Here is a 21,069-nt window from a genome sequence, read left to right on the forward strand (position 1 = left end):
GCGCGGTCCTTCAAGTGCGCTCGGACACACTGCGGGTGCTGTTGTGGCGGCGCGCGCTCGACCCGCACCTCGGCCGCTGGTCGCTGCCGGGCGGCCGGCTGCGGCCCGACGAGGACGTCGAGACGTCGATCCGGCGCCAGCTCGCCGAGAAGGTGGACGTCCGCCAGCTCAAGCACGTCGAGCAGCTCGCGGTGTTCAGCGACCCGGACCGCGTTCCGGGGCCCCGGGTGGTGGCGACGGCGTTCCTCGGCCTGGTTCCGTCCGATGTCGACCCCGAGGTGCCCGAGGACACCGAGTGGCACGACGTCGCGAAGCTGCCGCGCACGGCGTTCGACCACGAGGCGATCGTGCTGCGCGCCCGCGACCGGCTGCGGTCGAAGCTTTCGTACACGAACCTCGGCTTCGCACTGGCGCCGGACGACTTCACGATTTCGGCGCTGCGCGGCCTGTATTCGGCGGCGCTGGGCTACCGCGTCTCGGCGACCAACCTGCAGCGGGTGCTGTCCCGCCGCGGGCTGCTGGTGCCGACCGGCCACACGGCCGCGCCGGGCCGCGCGGGCGGCCGTCCCGCGGCGTTGTTCTCCTTCGCCGGCAAGGGCATGCAGATCACCGACCCCTTTGCGGTGTTCAAACCACCCAACCGGTGACCATCCTGCGGCGAAGGCGTTATGCCCGTACCGTTGACGCGTGACCGAGCCGGAATCGGAAAGTGCCGCGACGACGACGATCCTGCCGTTGTTCCCGCTCCAGACCGTGCTGCTGCCCGGCACCAATCTCCCGCTGCACATCTTCGAACCGCGGTACCGGCAGCTGATGGCGGACCTGGTGGGCGGCACGGTGCCGGGCCGCGAGTTCGGCGTGGTCGCCCTGCGGTCGTCGCTGACCCGCGAGGTTCGTGGTCTGGACCAATTGTACGAGATCGGCTGCAGCACGGTGCTGCGCGAGGCGAAACGCCTGCCGGACGGCCGGTTCGACGTGGTGACGCAGGCCCAGCGCCGCTTCCGCCTGCGCGACCTGGACTGCGTTTCGGCGCCGTACCTGATCGCCTCGGTGGAGTGGGTCGACGACGACCCGGTGACCCCGTCCGGCGGCATGGCCGAGCGCCTCGCGACGGTCGCCCGGGCCGCACACCAGCGGTACTGCGAAACGGCGTGGCGCAGCGACGACTGGCACACCCCGGACCCGGACACGACGATCACCGAGCTGGCCTACGCGCTGGCAGCGGACTGCCTGCTGCCGCTGGAGGACCGCCAGCGGTTGCTGGAGGAACGCCACCCCCTGCGCCGGCTCCGCATCGCCTGCCGCCTGCTCACGCGAGAGGCGGGCTTCCTGAACACGCTGGGCGCGGTGCCGCTGCCCCCGGGCGAGCTGACCGATCTGAGCCGTCCGTCCAGCTTGAACTGACTCAGTCCGCGGCGCCGTTGCCGTTGCCGTTCCCGTTGCCGAACTTGTTCCACACCTTGCCCGCCGCGCCCGAAACCGCCTCGCCGACGTCGCTGAACACCTTCGTCAGCGGGTCCGTCGAGGAGTTCCACGACTCCTTGTACGACTGGGCCGCCGACTTCAGGTCGTCCTTCCAGTCCGACGACGGGCTGTCGGAGTCCCGGCGCGCGTAGTCGCCCGCCAGGATCGCGCGGTAGTTCTCCGATGCCGCCCACTTCTGCAGCTGCGCCGCGCGGACCACCGCGAACGGGTGCGACTCCGTCTCGACCGACTTCAGCTTGAGGAAGCTGTCGCGGATGTCCTCGACCGACTCGTACTCCGCGGCCTGCTGCAGGAACGACGGGACGTCGATGCGCGCCGGGTCGACGCCGCCCGCCACCTGGATCTGGGCGCGCAGCGCCGCCGTCGGGTCCTGGCTGCACAGCAGGCCGGCGCGGTCGCACGACAGCTCGGCCTTGCGGAACCACTCGCGCAGCGCCGCGATCATCGCGCGGATGCCGAGCGCGCTGACCGGCGTCCACGACATGGCCAGCTGCAGGCTGATCAGGCGCACCATGATCGTGCGGTAGACCGCGTGCCCGGACAGCACGTGCCCCATCTCGTGGCCGAGCACGAACCGCAGGGACTCCTGGTTCATCAGCTCGACGAGCCCGGTGCTGACGCGGATGAACGGCTCGTCCATCCCGACCGCCTCCGCGCGGATCCGCGGGTCCTGGAAGACGAACAGGTTCGGCACCGCGGGCAGGTCCAGCGTCTCGGCGCATTCGTGGCGCAGCCGGTCGAGCTCCGGGTACTGCTTCGTGCCGACGCGGATCGACGAGGCGAGCGCCATCAGCCGCTCGCCGCGCTCGTTGTAGAAGCCCGAAACGGCCTTGACGACCTGGGCGAAGCCGGGCACCGCGCGCAGCGTGGCGAGCGCGCCGCGGTCCACCGGGTGCTCGTACGCGCGCGGGCTGATGCCGGGAAAGCGGACGGCGTTGTGCCGCGAAACCTCGATGTCCTCGGTCACTGCTGGATCCCCCCTGTAGGTGACGGACACCACCTTAGGGGAAAGCGATCAGCCGAGGCGGCGGCCCAGGTCGTCGCGCCCGTTCCAGGTGGCCAGCAGGCTGTAGGCGATCGACACGCCGAGCGGGCCGGTCAGCAGCACCCACCACGACTCCAGGCGCGGCGCCAGCTCGATCACCGCCCCCAGCGCGGGCGGGCTGGAGATGGCGTAGTGGCTGTTCGCCCAGCCGACGCCGAGCAGCATCGCGAGCGCGCCGGCGAGCGCGACGCCGAGCACCGCGGCGAGGAACACCACCGGCCCGCGCCGTTCGCGCAGCAGCCAGACGACGACGCCGACGACGATCCCCAGCCCGAGCGTGAGGAACCCGAAGACGGCCAGGTCGTCGAAGCGGTGCCAGCTCTCCAGCTCCAGGGCGCCCTGGGTGCCGTCGGCGGCGACGATGCGCACCCGCTCCGGCGGCGCGAGCCGCGACCACGCGAAGGCGAGCGGGAAGCTCAGCAGGCTCAGGGTGCCGAGCACGCTGACGGCGGACAGCAGGTCGCCCTTCACGACGACGCGCGGCCGCCGCTCCCGGAACAGCACGGGCACCGACCACGGGCCGGCGACGGCCGACGGCCGGTGCGCGGGCCCCGACAACTCACTCACCCGGACTCCCTCCTGCGATCAGTGCCACCGAGCGTAACCGGTCGATGCGTGGGCGCGGTGAGCCGCCGGCCGTGTCGCCTGCGCGGGCCGTGGTGCACGATCCGGTCCGTCACCGCGCCGCGCCGGCCGGCTCGATGAACGATCCGGTTGGTCACCCCACTCCGCCGTCAGCCGCTCGCGGTCTCGCCGTGGCGGCTGCAGCGGGCCGTCCAGCCGAGCGGGCTGACCTGGACCACCAGGCGGCGCGCGCAGAACGTGCAGTACCGCGGCGGTTCCAGCGCCGTCCGGGGGTTGTGGCACGCCGGGTGGTCCGCCCCACCCGGCGCCTGCTGTCCACAGTGGACGCAGAACGCGGGTGCGTCAGAGGCTGTCACTGAGGGCCTTGATGGGCATCTTGAGCTCGTCCAGCATCTCCAGGTCCGCCGAAGCCGGCCGGCCCAGGTTGGTCAGGTAGTTGCCGACGATGATCGCGTTGATCCCGCCGAGCATGCCCTGCTCCGCGCCGAGGTCGCCCAGCGTCAGCTCACGGCCGCCGGCGAAGCGCAGCATCGTGCGCGGCATCGCGAGCCGGAACGCCGCGACCGTCCGCAGGGCGTCCTTGCCCTCGACGATCTCGTAGTGCTCGTACGGCGTGCCGGGCTGCGGGATGAGGAAGTTCATCGGCACCTCGTGCGGGTTCAGCTCGGCCAGCTGCACGGCGAACTCCGCGCGCTGCTCGACCGTCTCCCCCATGCCGATGATCCCGCCGCAGCAGACCTCCATGCCCGCGTCGGCGACCATGCGCAGGGTGTCCCAGCGCTCTTCCCACGTGTGCGTGGTGACCACCGACGGGAAGTGCGAGCGCGCCGTCTCGAGGTTGTGGTTGTAGCGGTGGACGCCCATGTCGACGAGCTCGTCGACCTGCTCCTGCGTGAGCATGCCGAGGGAGCAGGCGATCTGGATGTCGTTCCCGTCCGCGCGGATCGCCTTCACGCCCTCGCGGACCTGTGAGAGCAGCCGCTGGTCCGGCCCGCGGACGGCGGCGACGATGCAGAACTCCGTCGCGCCGGTTTCGGCGGTCTGCCGGGCGGCCTTGACCAGGTTCGGGATGTCGAGCCACGCCGAGCGCACCGGCGTCGGGAAGCGGCCGGACTGCGAGCAGAAGTGGCAGTCCTCGGGGCAGCCGCCGGTCTTGAGGCTGATGATGCCCTCGACCTCGACCTCCGGCCCGCACCAGCGCATCCGCACCTCGTGCGCCAGGGCGAGGAGCTCGGGCAGCCGGTCGTCGGGCAGCCGGAGCACGTCGAGGACCTGCTCTTCACCGAGGCCGATGCCATTTTCGAGGACCTGCTCGCGCGCGAGGGCGAGCAGGTCCTTCGGGGGCTCCGGGTGGCGGAGCCCCCGGCCCGGGGCGGAGCCCCGGTTGTCACTGACATCGGTGTCCGGGACTGCGGTCACGGTGGCTCCTTGATCGAGGTGGTGCGGAAAGCGTCCCTCATCGTGCACGAAGGTGCGTCGAGGTGACAGCGATGCGCGTCACTTCCCGGCGGAAGCGCAACCGGCGAAAAGCTCCGGGTCGAATTCGCCGCCGAACCACGGCGAGAGCCCGGCCCGCGCCGCGGCCAGGAAGTCCTCGCGGGAGGACCGGCCGATGTCGGCGGGCAGCACGCCGAGCAGGGGCGCCCCCGCCGCGACCGGCAGGTCTTCGAGGTTGGACAGCGCCGCGAGGTCCGGTTCGGCCGGCCACGCGCCGATGATCACGCCGGCGACGGTCAGCCCGCGCTTGCCGGCGACCTCGGCGGTGAGCGCGGTGGCGTTGAGCGTGCCGAGACCGGCCTCGGCCACGATGATCACGAGCGAGCCGAGCGACCAGGCGACGTCGGCGAGGCTCGCGCCGGTGCGGTCGAAGCGCACGAGCAGCCCGCCGGCGCCCTCGATGAGGGTGAGGTCGTGCGCGGTGTCGAGGTCGGAGGCGGCCTGGGCGATTTCGCCGGGATCGAGCGCCGGCAGCCCGCTGCGCCGGGCGGCGGCCTCCGGTGACAGCGGATCCGGGTAGCGGCGCAGTTCGCGCGTGGTGACGTCCGGCCCGGCGAGGCGGACGACGTCCTGCAGGTCACCGGGCTCATCCGGCCGCACCCCGGTCTGGGCCGGCTTCAGCACGGCCACCCGCTGTCCCCCGGCCACCGCCACGGCCGCGATCGCCGCCGTGGTGATCGTCTTGCCGACCCCGGTCCCGGTCCCCGTCATCACCAGCATGGTCACGGGCCATCAACATAGTGACTCCGGGCCCGGGCGCGCACGCGGGCCGTGGTCAGGGCGCCCGGCGGCCCGTGCCGGGGCGGCGGCCGTCGCGGTGGAAGCGGCCGCTCCGAGCGGCCACGGCCCCGCGAGAGCACCGCCCGCCCCGGCCCCGCACGCCGGCCGGGCGCGCACGCGGGCCGCCCGTCGAGACGCAGGCCACCCGCCGAGCGAGCCGGGCCCGCGAGAAGCGGACCCGGCTCGAACCTCGGACAGCACGACCGGCGGGTCAGGCGCCCGGCACCACCACCGGCGCCCCGGCCGGGCGGAACGTCCGCTCGGCCGCGTCGAACAGGTACACCTGGGCGTCGCCGACGTGGAAGTACATCCCCGTCAGCTGGAGCTTCCCGGCCGACTCGGCCGCCGCCACCGACGGGTACTCGCGCAGGTGCTCCAGCTGCTGGAGCACGTTGTGCAGGGCCAGCCGATCGCCCTCCCGGTCCGGGACTCCGCCGTCGAGGGTGGCCGAGCCCAGCCGGTGCGCGCTCGGTTCCGCGTGGTGCAGCCAGGCCGACAGCGGCCCCGGGGGCGGGCCGTCGGCGAGCGCCGCCATGGCCCCGCACGAAGAGTGCCCGCACACCACGATCTCCTCGACCCCGAGGACGCCCACCGCGTACTCGATCGACGCGTTCATCGACGGGTCCGCCTGCCCCGGCGGGACCAGGTTGCCGATGTTGCGGATGGTGAACAGGTCACCCGGCCCGCTCGTCGTGATCAGGTTCGGCACGATCCGGGAATCGCCGCAGGTGATGAACAGGGTGCGCGGCCGCTGGCCGTCGGCGAGTCCTGAGAGCGTGTCACGCAGCAGCGGGGCCGCGCGGCGGTGGAACTCCGTGGCGCCACGGCGGGTCTGCTGGGCCGGGATGTCGACCCCCTCCGCCGCCTGCCACTCCGACCACGGCGCGAGCCAGCGCGGCACCGCCCGGCTCGCGGCGACCCGGGACCGCGTCGGGCGGCCCGCCTTGCCCTCGCCGAACCACGGGTGGCCGACCTCGTCGACCTCCACCGTGCCGCCGGCGCGCTCGTGCGCCTGCTGCCAGGTGTGCAGGCTCTCGAACGCGGCGTGGTCGAGGTAGTCGACGACCAGCTCCAGCCGCACGGTGACCCCGCCCGGGACGGTCCCGAGCACCTTCGACAGCCGCGGCACCGACAGGAACGTCAGGACGCCTTCGACGACGACGCGCCAGTCGTCGCCTTCCCGTTCGATGTGAATGCCGGACCAGACCGTCCGGCGCAGCATCAGCACCACCGCCAGCCCGATGCCCGCCAGCACGCCGGTGAGCAGGTCGAACACGACGACACCGGCGAGGGTGAGCAGGTACACCGGCAGGTCGCCGTGGGCCAGCACGGTCTTCATGTGCCCGGGGTTGACCAGCTTCGCGCCGACGTGCACGAGCAGCCCGGCCAGCGCGGCCAGGGGGATGCTCTGGATCAGCCCGGCGAGCAGGACGACGAACAGCAGCACCCAGACGCCGTGCAGCACCGCCGACGCCCGGGACTTCGCCCCGGCGGTGACGTTGGTGGAGCTGCGGACGATGACGCCGGTGACGGGCAGGCCGCCCAGCGCTCCGGAGAGCATGTTGGCCGCGCCCTGGCCGACCAGTTCGCGGTCGAGGTTGGCGCGCGGCCCGGTGTGCATGCGGTCGACCGCGACCGCCGAGAGCAGGCTCTCCACGCTGGCGATCAGCGCGATCGTGACGACGGCGAGGGCGAACCCGCTCCAGCCGCCGTCGGGCAGTTGCGGGACGAGGTGGATGTTCAGCAGGTCACCGGGCAGTTCGACGCGCGGGAGCGTCATCCCGAACGCGACCGACACCACCGTGGCCACCGCGATCGCGGCGAGCGGCCCCGGCACCTTGCGGACCGCCGCCGGCAGCTTCGGCCAGAGCAGCAGCAGGCCGATGGTGAGCAGGCCGACGATGGTGGCGGAGTCGTGGTGGGCGACGATCTGCGCGGGCAGCTCGGCGACGTTCTCCACGGCCGAGCTCTGGGCCTTGCCGCCGAGGATGACGTGCAGCTGGCCGAGCACGATCGTGACACCGATGCCGGCCAGCATGCCGTGCACGATGGCCGGCGAGATGGCCAGCGCGGCGCGCGCGACGCGGCTCAGCCCGAGCAGGATCTGGCACGCACCGGCGGCGACGGTGATCGCGCAGGTGACGGCCCACCCGAACGTCTGGATGGTTTCGGCCATGACCACGGTCAGGCCGGCGGCGGGCCCGCTGACTTGCAGCACGGAGCCGCCGAGCGCGCCGGCGACGACGCCGCCGACGACGGCGGCCACGAGCCCGGCGGCGACCGGGGCGCCCGAAGCGAGGGCGATGCCGAGGGACAGGGGGACGGCTACGAGGAAGACGACCAGTGAGGCCGGCAGGTCGTGTCGGAGCACGGCGAGGGGTCTCATGATCACCATGCAACCGGAAATCGAGTGAAATGTCCGCTATGTTCCACCCGATCGAGTGAACGCCTGGCGATATTTCACCCTTTTGTCATAAATCGGACAGGTCGTTAACACGGCGGTAACACCCGGCCAGCCTGTCACGTGACAGTTGAATCCGGGACGATATAAGGGTTGTCGGCCTCGGCCGCGGACGCCGACGGCGGCCCGCCGAGGGACCGCGGTAGCCGGTCGGATGCGGAGCGTGATCTGGCTCTCGTCCGGCTGAAAGCGCTTCCCCGGGTACGGCGAAGGCCGCCTCCGGAGCACGGGAGTGCCCGGAAGCGGCCTTCGGTCCGCGATCAGTGCTCCAGCGCACCCGCCGGGACGAACCCGCGCACGGCATCGTCCAAAAGGGACACCTGGGCGGCGCCGACGTCGAAGTACATCCCGGTGAGCCGCAGTGCGCCCCGCTCCAGGGCCGCCGCGACGACCGGGTAGCCACGCAGCATTTCCAGCTGCTGCACCACGTTCTGCAGGGCCAGCTGGTCGGCCTCGGCGGCCGGCCGCTCGCCGCCGAGCAGCAGCGGCGCCTCGCGGCTGCGGCGCCGGAGCGTCGCTTCGCCGTGGCGCAGCCAGCTGCCGAGCTGGTCGAGCCCGGCCGGGGGCCGGCCGAGCAGCGCCTTCATCGCGCCGCAGCCGGAATGGCCGCACACCACGATTTCGGCGACCTCGAGCACGCCGACCGCGTACTCGATCGCCGCGCCGACCGACGAATCCGTGCCGTCGGCCGGCGGCACGAGGTTGCCGATGTTCCGCACGGTGAACAGGTCACCCGGCCCGCTGGTGGTGATCAGGTTCGGCACGATCCGCGCGTCGCCGCAGGTGATGAACAACGTGTGCGGCTGCTGGCCGTGTGCCAGCCCGCTCCACGTGTCGCGCAGCAGCGGCGCCGTGCGGCGCTGGAACTCCGAAGCACCGCGGCACAGCAGGGAACTGGCGGTGCGCTGGGCGGGCAGCACGACGTGCTCGGCCTGCCACTCCGACCACGGCGCGAGCCACCGCGGCACGACGCGCGCGGCGACGCTGCGGCGCACGGTCGGCTCCCCCGAGCGGCCGCGTTCGAACCACGGGTGCCCGATCTCGTCGACCGTGACCGGCCCGGCGTGCGCCTGCTGCCAGCCGCGCAGGCAGTCGAACGCGGCGTGGTCGAGGTAGTCGACGAGCAGCTCGAGGGTGACCTCGGCGTGCGGGGGCACCTCGGCGAGCACCCGGGTCAGCCGCGGCACGGACAGGAACGTCAGCGCACCTTCGATGACCACGCGGTGACGGTCACCGTCGCGGTCGACGTGAATTCCCGAGAAGATCATCCGCCGCAGCATCATCGCCAGGGCCAGCAGGACCCCCGCCGCGACGCCGGTGAGCAGGTTGACGGCCACCGCACCGGCCAGGGTGACGGCGTACACCGGCAGGTCGCCGTGGCGCCGCACTTCCTTGAGCCCGTGCAGGTTCACCAGCTTCGTCCCGACGTACACCAGCAGCGCGGCCAGCGCCGCCAGCGGGATCAGCCGCAGCACGCCGGTCAGCAGCAGGCAGGCGGCCAGGATCCAGCAGCAGTGCAGGATCGCCGACGCCCGGGTGCGCGCGCCGGCCTCGAAGTTGGTCATGCTGCGCACGATGACGCCGGTGACGGGGAAGCCGCCGAGCGCGCCGGCGGCGACGTTCGCCGCGCCCTGCCCGATGAGTTCGCGGTCGAGGTCGGTGCGCGGGCCGCCGCGGAGCTTGTCCACCGAGACCGCGGACAGCAGGCTCTCCAGTCCGGCGATGAGCGCGATGGTGACCGCGGCGACGGCGAAGCCGCTCCAGCCGCCGTCCGGCAGCCGCGGCACGAGGTGCAGCGGGGGCAGCCCGCCGGGGAGGTCGACGCGCGGCAGGGTCATGCCGGTCGCGAGGGAAAGGCCGGTGGCCAGCGCGACGGCGGCCAGCGGCGCGGGCACCCGGCGGACGGCGTTCGGCAGCCGCGGCCAGGCCAGCAGGACGCCGAGGGTCACGACGCCGATCAGCACGGCCTGGTCGTGGTGCGCGGCGACCTGCCCCGGCAGCGCCAGGACGTTGGCCAGCGCGGAACCCTGGGCCGAGCCGCCGAGGACGACGTGCAGCTGGCCGAGCACGAGCGTGACGCCGATGCCGGCGAGCAGGCCGTGCACGATCGCCGGGGACACGGCGAGCGCGGCGCGGGCGGCCCGGGTGAGGCCGAAGAGGATCTGGAGCAGGCCCGCGGCGACGGTGATCGCGCAGGTGACCGGCCAGCCGTGGGTGGCGATCGTGTCGGCCAGCACCACGGTGAGCGCGGCGGAGGGGCCGCTGACCTGCAGCGGCGATCCGCCGAAGAGGCTCGCGACCAGCCCGCCGACCACGGCGGAGATCAGGCCGGAGAGCAGCGGCGCCCCGGCGGCGAAGGCCACGCCGAGGGACAGGGGGACGGCGACGAGGAAGACGACTATCGACGCGAGGAAATCGTGCTTGAGGTTCTCCAGGTGTTCGGAGTGCTTCGGGGGTCCGGTGTCGTGCTCGCCACGAACGATCTCGATCATGGGGGCAGGATCGCCGAAACCGCGCGAAAAGTCCGCTACGCAAGCATTTCTCGCGTTCGCCCGGGCACAGGGTGGACCGGCGGGAGCCGTCTTGTCACACTTGCCTCTCCGCCGTTCGCGTGGTTTCGATCATGGTCTGCCACGCAGCGCGACGGTGAGGCACCTTCGGGTCTCGGTGTGCCGGTGGTCACACCCGATGTGCTGAATTCAGGCCTTTTCCGCGACCGCGAGCATCGCGCGGGTGATCACGGCGAGGTCGTCGTCAGTCGAAACGTACGGCGGCATGGCGTAGACGAGGTCCCGGAACGGCCGCAGCCAGGCACCGTGCGCGGTGACGACGTCCGTGGCGACGGCCATGTCGACGGGGTGGTCGAGCTGCAGCACGCCGATCCCGCCCAGCACCCGCACGTCGGTGACGGCCGCCAGGTCGCGCGCCGGGGCCAGGCCGTCGAGCAGGGCTTTTTCGAGCCGGGTGACGTCGGTTCGCCAGCCGCCGTCGGCGAGCAGGCCGAGGGAGGCGTTGGCGACGGCCGAGGCGAGCGGGTTGCCCATGAAGGTCGGGCCGTGCGCGAGGACGGGCAGTTCGCCGCGTGCGATACCGGCGGCGACCTCCGGGGTGCACAGGGCGGCGGCCATGCTCAGGTAGCCCCCGGTGAGCGCCTTGCCGACGCACATGACGTCGGGCGTGACACCGGCGTGCCCGGCGGCGAACAGCGCGCCGGTGCGGCCGAAGCCGGTCGCGATCTCGTCGAAGATCAGCAGCACGTCGTGCGCTTCGGTGATTTCCCTGAGGGCACGCAGGTAAGCGGGGTGGTGGAACCGCATCCCGCCGGCGCCCTGCACCACGGGTTCGACGATCACCGCGGCGAGTTCGGCCTGGTGCCGCTCGATTTCCGCGGCCAGGAGGTCCACATAGGACTGATCGGGCGGGGTGTCGAAGCCGGACGGCGGCGCGGGCACGAAGACCTGTTCGGGCAGGACACCGCGCCACAGGGAGTGCATGCCGCCGTCGGGGTCGCAGACGCTCATCGGCGTGAAGGTGTCCCCGTGGTAGCCGCCCCGCCAGGTGAGCAGCTTCTGTTTCCCGGTCCGGCCGCGGGAACGCTGGTACTGCAGGCACATCTTGACGGCGACTTCGACCGAGACCGAGCCGGAGTCGCAGAGGAAGACGTGCTCGAGGCCGTCGGGGCTGAGGTCGGCCAGGGTCTTGGCGAGGGTGATGGCGGGTTCGTGGGTGAGGCCCCCGAACATGACGTGGCTCATCCGCCCGGCTTGAGCGGCGAGAGCGGCGTCGAGGACGGGGTGCCGGTAGCCGTGGATGGCGGACCACCACGAGGACATGCCGTCGACGAGCTCCCGGCCGTCCGCGAGCTGCAGCCGGACGCCGCTCGCCTCGGTGACCAGCATTGACGGCACCTTCGCCGGCATGGGCGCGTAGGGGTGCCAGACGTGCTGGGCATCGAGGGCGAGCAGGTCGGCGGAGTCCATCCGCCGACCCTACGACACGAGCCCGGCCCGGTTGCCGCGCCCGGACGGGCCGCACCGCCTCACAACCGGACCGGCAGCGCCTCCAGCCCGTGCACCAGCGAACTCGGCCGGTAAACCAGCTCGTCCGCCTTCGCATCCAGCGTCAGCCCGGGGAACCGCTCCAGCAACCCGCCGAGCGCGATCTCCGCCTCCAGCCGGGCCAGCGGCGCCCCCACGCAGTAGTGGATCCCGTGCCCGAACGCCAGGTGTCCCCCGGCCGCGCGGGTGATGTCCAGCTTGTCCGGCTCCGGGTACCGCTCCGCGTCGCGGTTGGCGCCCAGCAGGGAGACCAGGACGAACTCGCCCTCCGGGATCGTCACCCCGCCCACCTCCACCGGCTCCGCCGTGAACCGCAGCGTCGCCAGGTGGATCGGGCCGTCGAAGCGCAGGAACTCCTCCACCGCGCCGGGCAGCAGCGCCGGCTCCGCGCGCAGCCGGGCCAGCTGCTCCGGCTCGCGCAGCAGCGCCAGCACGCCGTTGGCGATCAGGTTGACCGTGGTCTCGTGCCCGGCGACCAGCAGCAGGAACGCCATCGACACCAGCTCGGGCTCGGACAGCGAATCCCCGTCGTCGCTCGCGTGCACGAGGTCCGACAGCAGGTCTTCGGCCGGCTCGGCGCGCTTCTGGGCGATCAAGTCCGTCAGGTAGGCGAACATGCTCCCCGCCGCGGCCTGCATCTCTTCCGGGCGGGCCGCCGCGCTCAGCAGGGTCTTGGACCAGCCGGAGAACTCCGTGCGGTCCTCCTCGCGCACGCCGAGCAGCTCGCAGATCACCGTGATCGGCAGCGGCGCGGCGAACGACGCCACCAGGTCGGCCCGCTCCTGCCCGGCCAGCGCGTCGAGCAGCTCCGCGGTGATCTCCTCGACCCGCGGCCGGAGCCGCGCCACCGTCCGCGCGGTGAACGCCTTGTTCACCAGCTTCCGCAGCCGCGTGTGGTCCGGCGGGTCCGAGTTGAGCATGTGCTGGCTGAGGTCCTGCCCGAACGCGGTCATCCGGGCTTCCGGCGGCAGCTTCGCTTCGAACAGCTCGCGGATGCCCTGGCTGTGCTTGCGCAGCCGCGGATCGGCCAGCAGCGCGCGGGCCTCCGCGAACCCGGTGACCAGGTAGCACGGCAGCCCCCGCGGTGGCAGCCGCACCCGGCGCACCGGGCCGCCGCCGCGCAGCAGCTCCGAGAACAGGTGCGCATCCTGCGCGAAGTCTTCGGCCACCTCGACGATTTCGTCGGTCGTCACGTCAGCCCCCATCGCTCACCGCGTCAGCGCTCGGCCAGTGCCGCCACGACGCGCTCGGTCACGTCCTGCCAGTATGCCCGCTGTTCCGCACGTTCTTCCGCGCCCGCGAGCCATTCCTGGTGGAACCGCAGCGTCGTCTTGGCGCCCGCGCCGCTCAGCCGCACCTGCACGGTCGAGTCGTGGTCCCAGTCGCTCGGCCGCCACGTGAGCCGCACGCGGTCGCCGTCGGCGAAGCCGCGGATCTCGCCGACCGTGCCGTTCGCCGTTTCGTACTCCGCGCCCGTTTCCCTGGGCAGCTCGACACCGGGGCCGAGCCAGATCGCGACGCCCTCGCGGCTGACCAGGAAGTCCCACACCACCTCGGCCGGGTACGGCAAGGTGCGCGAAACGCCGATGTTCCACCCGACATCGGCCGTCTTCCCCACTGAAGAAGTCATGTCCGCATCCTCGCACCGGGGTACGACAAAACCGGCGGCCGGTCCGGGTGGAGGATGGGAACCCGTGCGCTACCGCCCGATCTCCCCCGCCGTCCTCGCCGGAGAACTCACCGACCGCATCGACGCACTCACCTCGCCGCGGATCGCGGTGGCCGTCGACGGCGCGGCGGGCGCCACCGGAACCGCGGAACTCGCCGACGCCCTGGTCGATCCGCTGCGCCTGCGCGGCCGCGCGACGCTGCGCGTGTCGGCCCGCGACTTCCTGCGCCCCGCGTCCCTGCGCTTCGAGCACGGCCGCACGAACCCCGACGCCCGCTACACCGATTGGCTCGACCTCGGCGCGCTCCGCCGCGAAGTCCTGGAGCCGCTGAAGGGTTCCGGCGCGATCCTGCCGTCGCTGTGGGACGCCGGACGCGACCGCGCGACCCGCGCCGAACGGGTGCCGCTGCCCGAAGGCGGGGTCGTGCTCCTCGACGGCGAACTGCTGCTCGGCGCCGGGCTGGCCTTCGACCTGGCCGTGCACCTGTGGCTCTCCCCCGCCGCCCTGCGCCGCCGCGTGCCGGACGCCTGGGCGGTCCCGGCCTACGAGCGCTACGAGGAAGAGGTCGATCCGGGCTCGCTCGCCGACGTCGTGGTGCGGGTCGACGACCCCCGGCACCCGGCGCTCTACACGCCTTAACGGACCACGGCCACCGGATCGCCGTCCAGCAGGCCGGCCAGCCGCCGCGCCATGACGTCCCAGCGCCAGTTCGCCGTCACCCACTCCCGGCCGGCCTGCCCCATCCGGCGCGCGCGCACCGGGTCGGCGAGCAGGCTGACCAGGGTCTCACTCAGCTGGACGACATCCCGGCCTTCGACGACGTGCCCGGTGACCTCGTCGAGCACCGCTTCGGGCGCCCCGCCGGAGTTGCCGGCGACCACCGGCAACCCGGTCGCCGAGGCCTCCAGGTAGACGATCCCGAGCCCTTCGACGTCGAGGCCCTTGCCCCGGGTGCGGGCGGGCATCGCGAAGACGTCGCCGGCGGTGTAGTGCGCCGGCAGCTCGGCCCACGGCACCGATCCGGTGAGCACGACGTCGCGCTCCAGGCCCAGCTCGGTGACCAGTTCGGTGAGCTTCTTGCGGTACGGGCCGCCGCCGACGAGCAGCAGCGCCGCGTCCGGAACGCGCTCGCGGATCGCCGGCAGCGCGCGGATCAGCTGGTCCTGGCCCTTGCGCGGGACCAGCCGGGACACGCAGACGACGGTCGGCCGGTCGCCGAGCCCGTGCCGGGCGCGGATCTCCGCGCGCGCGGCCGGATCCGGCCGGAACACCTCGGTGTCGACACCGGAGGGCAGCAGCTCCAGCCCGGCCATCGCGCCGAACGCCGCGGCGAAGCGGCCGCGGGTGTACCGGCTGACGTAGGTGACGACGTCGGCGGTGTCGCCGATCCGCCGCAGCGCCTGCCGCGAACCGGGGAGCATGGACCAGCCGACCTCGTGGCCGTGCGTCGACGCGACGACGCGGCTCGCCCCGGACCGGCGCAGCGGGTGGCCCAGCAGCGCGAGCGGCGCCGCGGCACCGAACCAGACGGCTTCGCAGTCCCGCGCCCGCATGATCTGCTTCGCCCGGCGGAGCACGTCCGGCGTCGGCAGCATCAGCGACGTCGGGTGCCGGACGACCTCGAACGGCGCCTCGGCGTCGAACTCCTCGTGCGACCCCGTCCGCGACTCCCACGACGGCGCGTAGACGACCAGGTCGTCCGCCGGCAGCCGGGTGGCGAGGGAGTTCAGGTAGTTCTGGATCCCCCCGGGCCGGGGCGGGAAGTCGTTGGTCACGAGCAGGGTCTTGAGCACGCCCAAAGGCTAGCCATCCACACCGGAGGGGCGGCACCGCGTGTGCGGTACCGCCCCTCCGTGCCGCTGATCGAGGGTCACGCCGTCGGGCGGCGCGCTCCCGAGTACTGGCTCTGCAGCGGCGAGATCTTCACGACGTCACCGGTGTCGGGCGCGTGCACCATCTTGCCGTCGCCGATGTACATGCCGACGTGCGAAACCGGCGAGTAGAAGAACACGAGGTCGCCCGGCTGGAGCTGGTCCCGCGGCACCGCGGTGCCGAAGGTCGACTGCTCGCGGCTGGTCCGCGGGATGGTCAGCCCGGCCTGCTTGTACGCCCACGACGTCAGGCCCGAGCAGTCGAAGTTGACCGGACCGGTGGCCCCGTACACGTACGCGCTGCCGAGCTTGCTCAGCGCGGCGTTCACAGCCGCCTGCGCGGCCGCCGTGGGCGCCTGGATGTTGGGGGGCGGTGTCCCGCCGCGGTCCTTCTGGGCCGTCTTGTCGGACGTGCTGAGGTTCTTGTCGGCCGCCTTGAGCTGGTCGATCTGGTCCTGCAGGGTCTTCTGCTTGGCCTGGATGTCCTGGGTCAGCTTCGCTGCGGTGTCCCGCGCGTCCTGCGCGCGCTTCGCCGCGTCGCTGGCCTTGGCGGCGGCGTCGGTGGCCTGCTGGACGGCACCGGTGAGGTTGCCCATCGCGGCGTTCTTGCCGGTCGCGATGACCTCGAGGGCCGAAGAGCGGTCGAGGAAGTCCTGCGTGGACGTGCCCGCCAGCAGCGCCGACAGCTTGTTCAGCTGGACACCGCTGGTGAACGACGCGCCGGCGAACTTGTCGACCTCGGTCTGGTACTTCTTCTGGCTCTCGGACGCCTGGGCAGCCTGCTGCTTCGCCGCGTTGACGTCGCCGGTGGCCTTGTCGAGTTCGCCCTGCTTCTTCTTCAGGTCGTCCTGAGCCGAAAGCAGGTCTTCGTTGAGCTTCTCGGCCTGGGCCGCGAGGTCGCGGTACTTGGCGAGGGCGTCGGAACCGGTGGGCGGGGTCTGGAGAACGGGGACGGGGGCGGCGGTGGCCATCGGCTGGGACACGGTGACGAGGGTGATCACCGAGGCCGCGGCCAGGGCACCTGAAACCACGCGCCTGAGGGAATGCGACTGCACGGTCGCGCGGGTCTCCTTTGCGTCTCGGCCGCCGACGGGACCGGGGCACGAAGAGGTCGGGGAGTTCCTCTTCGCCGCTGTCCCGCCACCACGCGCCCGAGCCGTGCACTTTTGCCATGCACGAGCCGCAACAGGTGAAGCACGCGGTGGTGGTTCCGGTTCCCAGCTTCCCGACAAAGCTGCGTCCGGCGGCGATCCCGTGTCGCCGCCTCCACAGACGGCCGGGGGCCACGAGATCTCGGACAGATTACGAAAAGAGCGCCACCACGTCCACCACCTCACCGCCAAAAACGCTGAGTGACGCCACTGACCACCATCGGACCAGGGCGGGAAGAAACATGTGATGGGCGTTACACGCTGGGGTTTCTCAAGGGCGCTTTTCGACTACCGACCGTTCACCGATTCAACCGACCATTCGGCGCGCCGCCACGAAACGGTGGAAATCAGGCGGTGCGCCGGATCGGTTCTTCGACCAGCCGCAGGTGTGGCACCATCCCGGCCTCGGCCAGCGCGTCGACCGCGCGCCGCTCGTCGGCGTCCCACACCACGGCGGGTGGCGCGCCGAGCAGCACGCTCACGACGCAGTCGTGGCACGAGATGCCGCGCACGGCGCAGCGGTCGCAATCGACCACCAGGTTCTCGATGTCCGAAACGGCGATGTGCGAGACGTCCACTTCGGACAGCTCGGGGGTGCCGGTCATGCGGTCCTCCTCACGTGGGAACTGCTGCTCCACACGGTAGGGGCCACCACCGACAGTTTCGGGCGATCAGACCCGGGAGAGGCGGCTGACCAGCACCGATGACGGCGTGGGATGGGCGCCGCGGGCGCGCACGGAGTCCGCGACCGCGCGGTCGGACGTCGCGACGACCATGGGACGGCCCGCGGGCTCGGCCGCGACGAGGTTGCGGATGACGTCGTCGGCCAGCACCCCCCGGTCGGAGAACAGCACCCGCACCCCGCGGGGCACCGAGGCGGGGACAGACAGCACGCCGGCGCCGTCGAACACGACGGTGACCTCGGCGGAGGTGCGCGCGGCCAGCGCGGACAGCTGGTGGATCAGCCGGTCGCGCTGGTCGGCGAGGGCCAGCTCCGGGTAGCCGGTCTTGGTGACGTTGTAGCCGTCGACGATCAGGTGCACGTTGGGCAGTGCGAGGTAGCGGTCCAAGGCGGACACGTCGGCGATCTTGCCGCCCTGGCCGGTGCCGGAACGGGCGCCGCGGACCATGTCCGCCGGGCGGGCGCCGCGCGCGCCGAGGGCGAGCTCGCGGCGGAGGCCGGTGACGGCGCCGTCGATGGTGTCGATGAGCAGGGCGAGCCGCACCTCGTCGGCCTGCCGGGCCTCGCGCGCGGACTGGCGGGCGATCTCGGCGTCGGTGACCGCGCGCTCGGCGCGGGCGCGCTCGCCGGCGACGCGCTGGCGTTCGCGCTCGAGCTGGGCGGTGAGGGCGGCGATCTCGGCGTCGCGGGCGGCGGAACCGCGTTCGGCGTCGGCGGCGGCCACTTCGGCCGCGTCCCTGGCCTGGCGCAACTGGACGCCTTGTTCGCGAAGGCGCTTCAGGAGCTTCTCGACTTCGCCCTCTCGCTCGCCCCGGGCGTTCTCGGCGGCTTGTTTCGCCTCGGCGAGTTCGGCGCGGACTCCGGCGAGCTCGGCCTCGAGCCGCTGGGTGCGGGCGAGCGCGGCGTCGCGTTCGGCACGCAGGGCGTTTTCCTCGGCGTTCCGGGCGACCAGCCGGACCCGCCCGGTGGCCCCGGACTCGCCGAGCAGGACGGCGGCCGCCGCCGCGGCGACGGATTCGGTGGCGTTGGGGTCGAGGGCGTCGGTGCGGTGCTCGCGCAGCCACTCGATGACGGCGGTCCGGAACTGGGAGGAGTCGCCGAGGGCCGCGAGCAGGGCGGCGCCGCCGAGCTTGGCGCGCTTCGCGGGGGCGAACTTGGCGACGGGCCGCAGCTGGCGCGGCACGTCGGTGGCGGGCAGCTTGGCGACGGCGGCCGCGGCGAGCTCGGCGATGCGGTCGCGCACCGGTTCGGGCAACGCCGGCCAGGTGGCGGGATCGGGATGTCCGGCCTGGTCAGCGGCCTCCTCGGCCGGCTCGGGGCGCGACGCGACACCCGAGGGACCGACCGGGTCCCCGGGCGGCTCCGGCACGAGCGGCTGCGGGTGCATTGGTCCAGGGTAGGCCCCGCCTCCGCATCCCGCCCCGCGCACCACACGGACCGGCTGCGCGCCGAAACTGTCGGTGGTCACCCCTACAGTGCCGCCCATGCGTTCGGTCCAGGCTCAGCTCGCCTTCGACGAGCTCGGAACTCCCTTGCGGGACACCACTTTCGTCGTCTTCGACCTCGAGACGACCGGGGCTCCGCCGGGGCCGTCGGGGATCACCGAGATCGGGGCGGTGAAGGTGCGCGGCGGCGAGGTGCTGGGCGAGTTCGCGACGCTGGTGAACCCGGGCGCGCCGATCCCGCCGCAGATCGTCTCACTGACCGGGATCACGCAGGCCATGGTCTACGACGCGCCGCCGATCGAGGAGGTGCTGCCGGCGTTCCTCGAGTTCATCGGGGGTGCGGTGCTGGTGGCGCACAACTCCGGCTTCGACACCTCGCACATGCGGGCGGCGTGCGAGGGGCACGGGTACGTGTGGCCGAAGCTGACCGTGGTGTGCACGGTCCGGCTGGCGCGGCGGGTGGTGCCGCGTGACGAGGTCGGGCGCTACAACCTGACGGCGCTGGCGTTGCTGTTCGGCGCGAGGACGCGGCCCACGCACCGGGCGCTGGACGACGCGCGGGCCACCGTGGACGTCCTGCACGGCCTGCTGGAGCGGGTCGGCAACCTGGGCGTGCACTCGCTCGAGGAGCTGATGGGGTACCTGCCGGAGGTGACCGTCGCCCAGCGGGCGAAACGGCACCTGGCGGCGGACCTGCCGTCCGCGCCGGGCGTCTACCTGTTCAAGGGGCCGAAGGACGAGGTCCTGTACGTCGGCACGGCGAAGGACCTGCGGCGGCGGGTGCGGACGTACTTCACGGGTTCGGAGGGGCGGAGCCGGATCCGGGAGATGGTCGCGCTGGCCGAGCGCGTCGACCACGTGGTGTGCGCGCACGCGCTGGAGGCGGAGGTGCGGGAGCTGCGGCTGATCGCGGCGCACCGGCCCGCGTACAACCGGCGGTCGAAGAACCGGCACCAGGGCTGGTGGATCGGCTTGACCGACGAGGCGTTCCCCCGGCTGTCGGTGGTGCGGCTGCCGCGGCCGGGGGTGCTGGGCCCGTTCCGCAACCAGGCGGACGCCCGCACGACCGCGGACACCCTGGCCGGGGCGTCGGGGCTGCGCACGTGCACGCAGCGGATCTCGCCGCGCTCGGCGAACGGGACCCCGTGCGTGCTGGCGGAGCTGGGACGCTGCGGAGCGCCGTGCGCGGGACGGCAGAGCGTGGCGGAGTACGGCCCGGCGGTCGAGTCGGTGTCGGAGCTCATCGCGGGCCGGGACGGCGGTCCCCTGCACACGGCGGCCGCGCACGTGGAGCACCTGGCGGCGGGCCGGCACTACGAGCAGGCGGCCCGCCACCGCGACGAGCTGGCGGGCCTGATCCGGGCGCTGGGGCGGGCCCACCGGCAGGCATCGCTGGCGTCGATCGGCGAGCTGATCGCGGCGGCCCCGGACGGAGCGGGCGGCTGGGAGCTGTCGGTGATCCGCTACGGCCGCCTGGCCTCGGCCGGCGTGGCCCGGCGCGGGGTGCCGCCGATGCCGGTGGTGGAGGCGCTGGTGGCGTCGGCGGAGACGGTGCTCCCGGACCCGGGCCCGCTCCACGGCGCGCCCCCGGAGGAGGTGGGGGTGCTGCTGCGCTGGCTGGCCCGCCCGGGGGTGAGGCTGGTCCGCACGACCCGCCCCTGGGCCGAGCCGGCGGCGGTCGCGGGCTGGCGGGGCTGGCTCGATCTGGTCGCGAACGCCCACTCACTGGAACACGTCGGCTGACGCCCGCCTCCACCGTCCGGCCCCGTGCCCGAGGGGCGAGGGCGCCGAAAACCTCCAAGAGGCCGCGACGACCGCCGGCGTGGACGTTCTTCGGCCCCCAGCAGGCCCGGTTCTGGCTGCGCCAGCCGCTGCACGACACCACGCCACCGACGCGACCACCGAGTGGCTGGAGCTGCTCTGCGACCCCGTCACGGCGAGCCTCAAGCCGGACTTCGCCGAGTTGCGCGGCACCCGGCCAGACCACCGCGGCGTAGCTAGGATCGCGGGCGACACCCGCAGACGAGTCTTGGAGGACCCAGGTGATCACCGCGATCGTGTTGATCCAGGTAGAGGCGGACGCGATCCCGGAGGCGGCGCAGGCGATCGCCGACATCGACGGTGTCGGCGAGGTCTACTCGTGCGCCGGGGACGTCGACCTCATCGCCACCGTGAAGGTGTCCACGCACGAGGAGCTGGCCGACCTGATCCCCGGCCGGATCGGGAAGGTGCCGGGCGTGCTGGACACCGTCACGCACATCGCGTTCCGGTCCTACAGCCGCGCCGACACCGAATCGGCCTTCTCGATCGGTGTGGAGGACTGAGCTCGCCTGCCGAAG

At 72.9% G+C, this 21,069-nt stretch carries 19 protein-coding genes; 5 read left to right on the forward strand and 14 right to left on the reverse strand.

The features are described from left to right. Positions 1-14: 14 nt before the first annotated feature. Together ACFVYA_RS04190 and ACFVYA_RS04195 are read left to right on the forward strand one after the other, a co-directional pair. Complete coding sequence (locus ACFVYA_RS04190) at positions 15-647, forward strand: NUDIX domain-containing protein (RefSeq protein WP_285989476.1); 633 nt, start codon at positions 15-17, stop codon at positions 645-647. Between the two features lie 40 nt (positions 648-687). Beyond that, positions 688-1,404 carry an LON peptidase substrate-binding domain-containing protein gene (locus ACFVYA_RS04195; protein ID WP_387042205.1) on the forward strand — a complete coding sequence of 239 codons (717 nt, stop codon included), beginning with the start codon at positions 688-690 and terminating at the stop codon, positions 1,402-1,404. A 1-nt stretch (position 1,405) separates the two neighbouring features. On the opposite strand, the gene ACFVYA_RS04200 is transcribed toward ACFVYA_RS04195, so the two are convergent. From ACFVYA_RS04200 to ACFVYA_RS04245, 10 genes are all read right to left on the reverse strand, one after another. Next, entirely contained in the window at positions 1,406-2,452 is a 1,047-nt protein-coding gene (locus ACFVYA_RS04200; protein ID WP_387042208.1) for a M48 family metallopeptidase, read from the reverse strand. 48 nt (positions 2,453-2,500) lie between these two features. After that, the gene (locus ACFVYA_RS04205) at positions 2,501-3,097 is read right to left on the reverse strand and encodes a DUF2567 domain-containing protein (protein WP_387042211.1); all 597 of its coding nucleotides are present in this window, start codon (positions 3,095-3,097) and stop codon (positions 2,501-2,503) included. A gap of 167 nt (positions 3,098-3,264) precedes the next feature. Further along, complete coding sequence (locus ACFVYA_RS04210; RefSeq protein ID WP_387042214.1) at positions 3,265-3,471, reverse strand: hypothetical protein; 207 nt, start codon at positions 3,469-3,471, stop codon at positions 3,265-3,267. After that, positions 3,458-4,447 carry a biotin synthase BioB gene (gene bioB / locus ACFVYA_RS04215; protein ID WP_387042266.1) on the reverse strand — a complete coding sequence of 330 codons (990 nt, stop codon included), beginning with the start codon at positions 4,445-4,447 and terminating at the stop codon, positions 3,458-3,460. Before bioB ends, ACFVYA_RS04210 begins: the two co-directional genes overlap by 14 nt. A gap of 165 nt (positions 4,448-4,612) precedes the next feature. Continuing rightward, positions 4,613-5,332: a dethiobiotin synthase gene (gene bioD / locus ACFVYA_RS04220; protein ID WP_285993725.1), complete on the reverse strand. Its 720-nt coding sequence runs from the start codon at positions 5,330-5,332 to the stop codon at positions 4,613-4,615. 271 nt (positions 5,333-5,603) lie between these two features. Beyond that, a complete protein-coding gene (locus ACFVYA_RS04225; protein WP_387042217.1) occupies positions 5,604-7,787 on the reverse strand; it encodes a SulP family inorganic anion transporter in 2,184 nt (727 codons plus the stop codon). Positions 7,788-8,113: 326 nt separating this feature from the next. Further along, on the reverse strand, positions 8,114-10,345 hold the full coding sequence (locus ACFVYA_RS04230; RefSeq protein ID WP_387042220.1) for a bifunctional SulP family inorganic anion transporter/carbonic anhydrase: 2,232 nt from the start codon (positions 10,343-10,345) through the stop codon (positions 8,114-8,116). 207 nt (positions 10,346-10,552) lie between these two features. Continuing rightward, positions 10,553-11,833, reverse strand: a complete 1,281-nt coding sequence (locus tag ACFVYA_RS04235; protein WP_387042223.1) for an adenosylmethionine--8-amino-7-oxononanoate transaminase — start codon at positions 11,831-11,833, stop codon at positions 10,553-10,555. A 59-nt stretch (positions 11,834-11,892) separates the two neighbouring features. Further along, entirely contained in the window at positions 11,893-13,104 is a 1,212-nt protein-coding gene (locus ACFVYA_RS04240; RefSeq protein ID WP_387042225.1) for a cytochrome P450, read from the reverse strand. A 23-nt stretch (positions 13,105-13,127) separates the two neighbouring features. Continuing rightward, the gene (locus ACFVYA_RS04245; RefSeq protein ID WP_285989467.1) at positions 13,128-13,541 is read right to left on the reverse strand and encodes an SRPBCC domain-containing protein; all 414 of its coding nucleotides are present in this window, start codon (positions 13,539-13,541) and stop codon (positions 13,128-13,130) included. A 64-nt stretch (positions 13,542-13,605) separates the two neighbouring features. On the opposite strand from ACFVYA_RS04245, the gene ACFVYA_RS04250 reads away from it, so the two are divergent. Continuing rightward, positions 13,606-14,220: a uridine kinase gene (locus ACFVYA_RS04250; RefSeq protein ID WP_285989466.1), complete on the forward strand. Its 615-nt coding sequence runs from the start codon at positions 13,606-13,608 to the stop codon at positions 14,218-14,220. Here ACFVYA_RS04250 and ACFVYA_RS04255 read toward each other — a convergent pair. The 4 genes from ACFVYA_RS04255 to ACFVYA_RS04270 form a co-directional block, all read right to left on the reverse strand. Continuing rightward, positions 14,217-15,374, reverse strand: a complete 1,158-nt coding sequence (locus tag ACFVYA_RS04255; RefSeq protein ID WP_387042229.1) for a glycosyltransferase family 4 protein — start codon at positions 15,372-15,374, stop codon at positions 14,217-14,219. The genes ACFVYA_RS04250 and ACFVYA_RS04255 overlap by 4 nt on opposite strands. Positions 15,375-15,451: 77 nt before the next feature. Further along, entirely contained in the window at positions 15,452-16,507 is a 1,056-nt protein-coding gene (locus tag ACFVYA_RS04260) for a C40 family peptidase (protein WP_387042232.1), read from the reverse strand. Between the two features lie 443 nt (positions 16,508-16,950). Further along, complete coding sequence (locus ACFVYA_RS04265; RefSeq protein WP_013224087.1) at positions 16,951-17,208, reverse strand: hypothetical protein; 258 nt, start codon at positions 17,206-17,208, stop codon at positions 16,951-16,953. A 66-nt stretch (positions 17,209-17,274) separates the two neighbouring features. After that, entirely contained in the window at positions 17,275-18,672 is a 1,398-nt protein-coding gene (locus ACFVYA_RS04270) for an NYN domain-containing protein (RefSeq protein ID WP_285989463.1), read from the reverse strand. 97 nt (positions 18,673-18,769) lie between these two features. Here ACFVYA_RS04270 and ACFVYA_RS04275 point away from each other — a divergent pair, with 97 nt between their 5' ends. After that, complete coding sequence (locus ACFVYA_RS04275; protein WP_285989462.1) at positions 18,770-20,473, forward strand: DEDD exonuclease domain-containing protein; 1,704 nt, start codon at positions 18,770-18,772, stop codon at positions 20,471-20,473. Between the two features lie 299 nt (positions 20,474-20,772). Beyond that, positions 20,773-21,054, forward strand: coding sequence for an Lrp/AsnC family transcriptional regulator (locus ACFVYA_RS04280; RefSeq protein ID WP_387042237.1), 282 nt, complete (start codon positions 20,773-20,775; stop codon positions 21,052-21,054). The last annotated feature ends 15 nt before the right edge of the window (positions 21,055-21,069 follow it).

The sequence above is a fragment of the Amycolatopsis sp. NPDC058278 genome (assembly GCF_042881395.1).
Lineage (GTDB): Bacteria > Actinomycetota > Actinomycetes > Mycobacteriales > Pseudonocardiaceae > Amycolatopsis.

Excerpts from the sequence above, each read along its gene's own strand:
- ACFVYA_RS04230 (WP_387042220.1), bottom strand. The coding sequence starts at position 10,345 with ATGATCGAGATCGTTCGTGGCGAGCACGACACCGGACCCCCGAAGCAC.
- bioD (WP_285993725.1), bottom strand. The coding sequence starts at position 5,332 with ATGCTGGTGATGACGGGGACCGGGACCGGGGTCGGCAAGACGATCACC.
- ACFVYA_RS04275 (WP_285989462.1), top strand. The coding sequence starts at position 18,770 with ATGCGTTCGGTCCAGGCTCAGCTCGCCTTCGACGAGCTCGGAACTCCC.
- ACFVYA_RS04270 (WP_285989463.1), bottom strand. The coding sequence starts at position 18,672 with ATGCACCCGCAGCCGCTCGTGCCGGAGCCGCCCGGGGACCCGGTCGGT.
- ACFVYA_RS04235 (WP_387042223.1), bottom strand. The coding sequence starts at position 11,833 with ATGGACTCCGCCGACCTGCTCGCCCTCGATGCCCAGCACGTCTGGCAC.
- ACFVYA_RS04225 (WP_387042217.1), bottom strand. The coding sequence starts at position 7,787 with ATGGTGATCATGAGACCCCTCGCCGTGCTCCGACACGACCTGCCGGCC.
- ACFVYA_RS04265 (WP_013224087.1), bottom strand. The coding sequence starts at position 17,208 with ATGACCGGCACCCCCGAGCTGTCCGAAGTGGACGTCTCGCACATCGCC.
- ACFVYA_RS04245 (WP_285989467.1), bottom strand. The coding sequence starts at position 13,541 with ATGACTTCTTCAGTGGGGAAGACGGCCGATGTCGGGTGGAACATCGGC.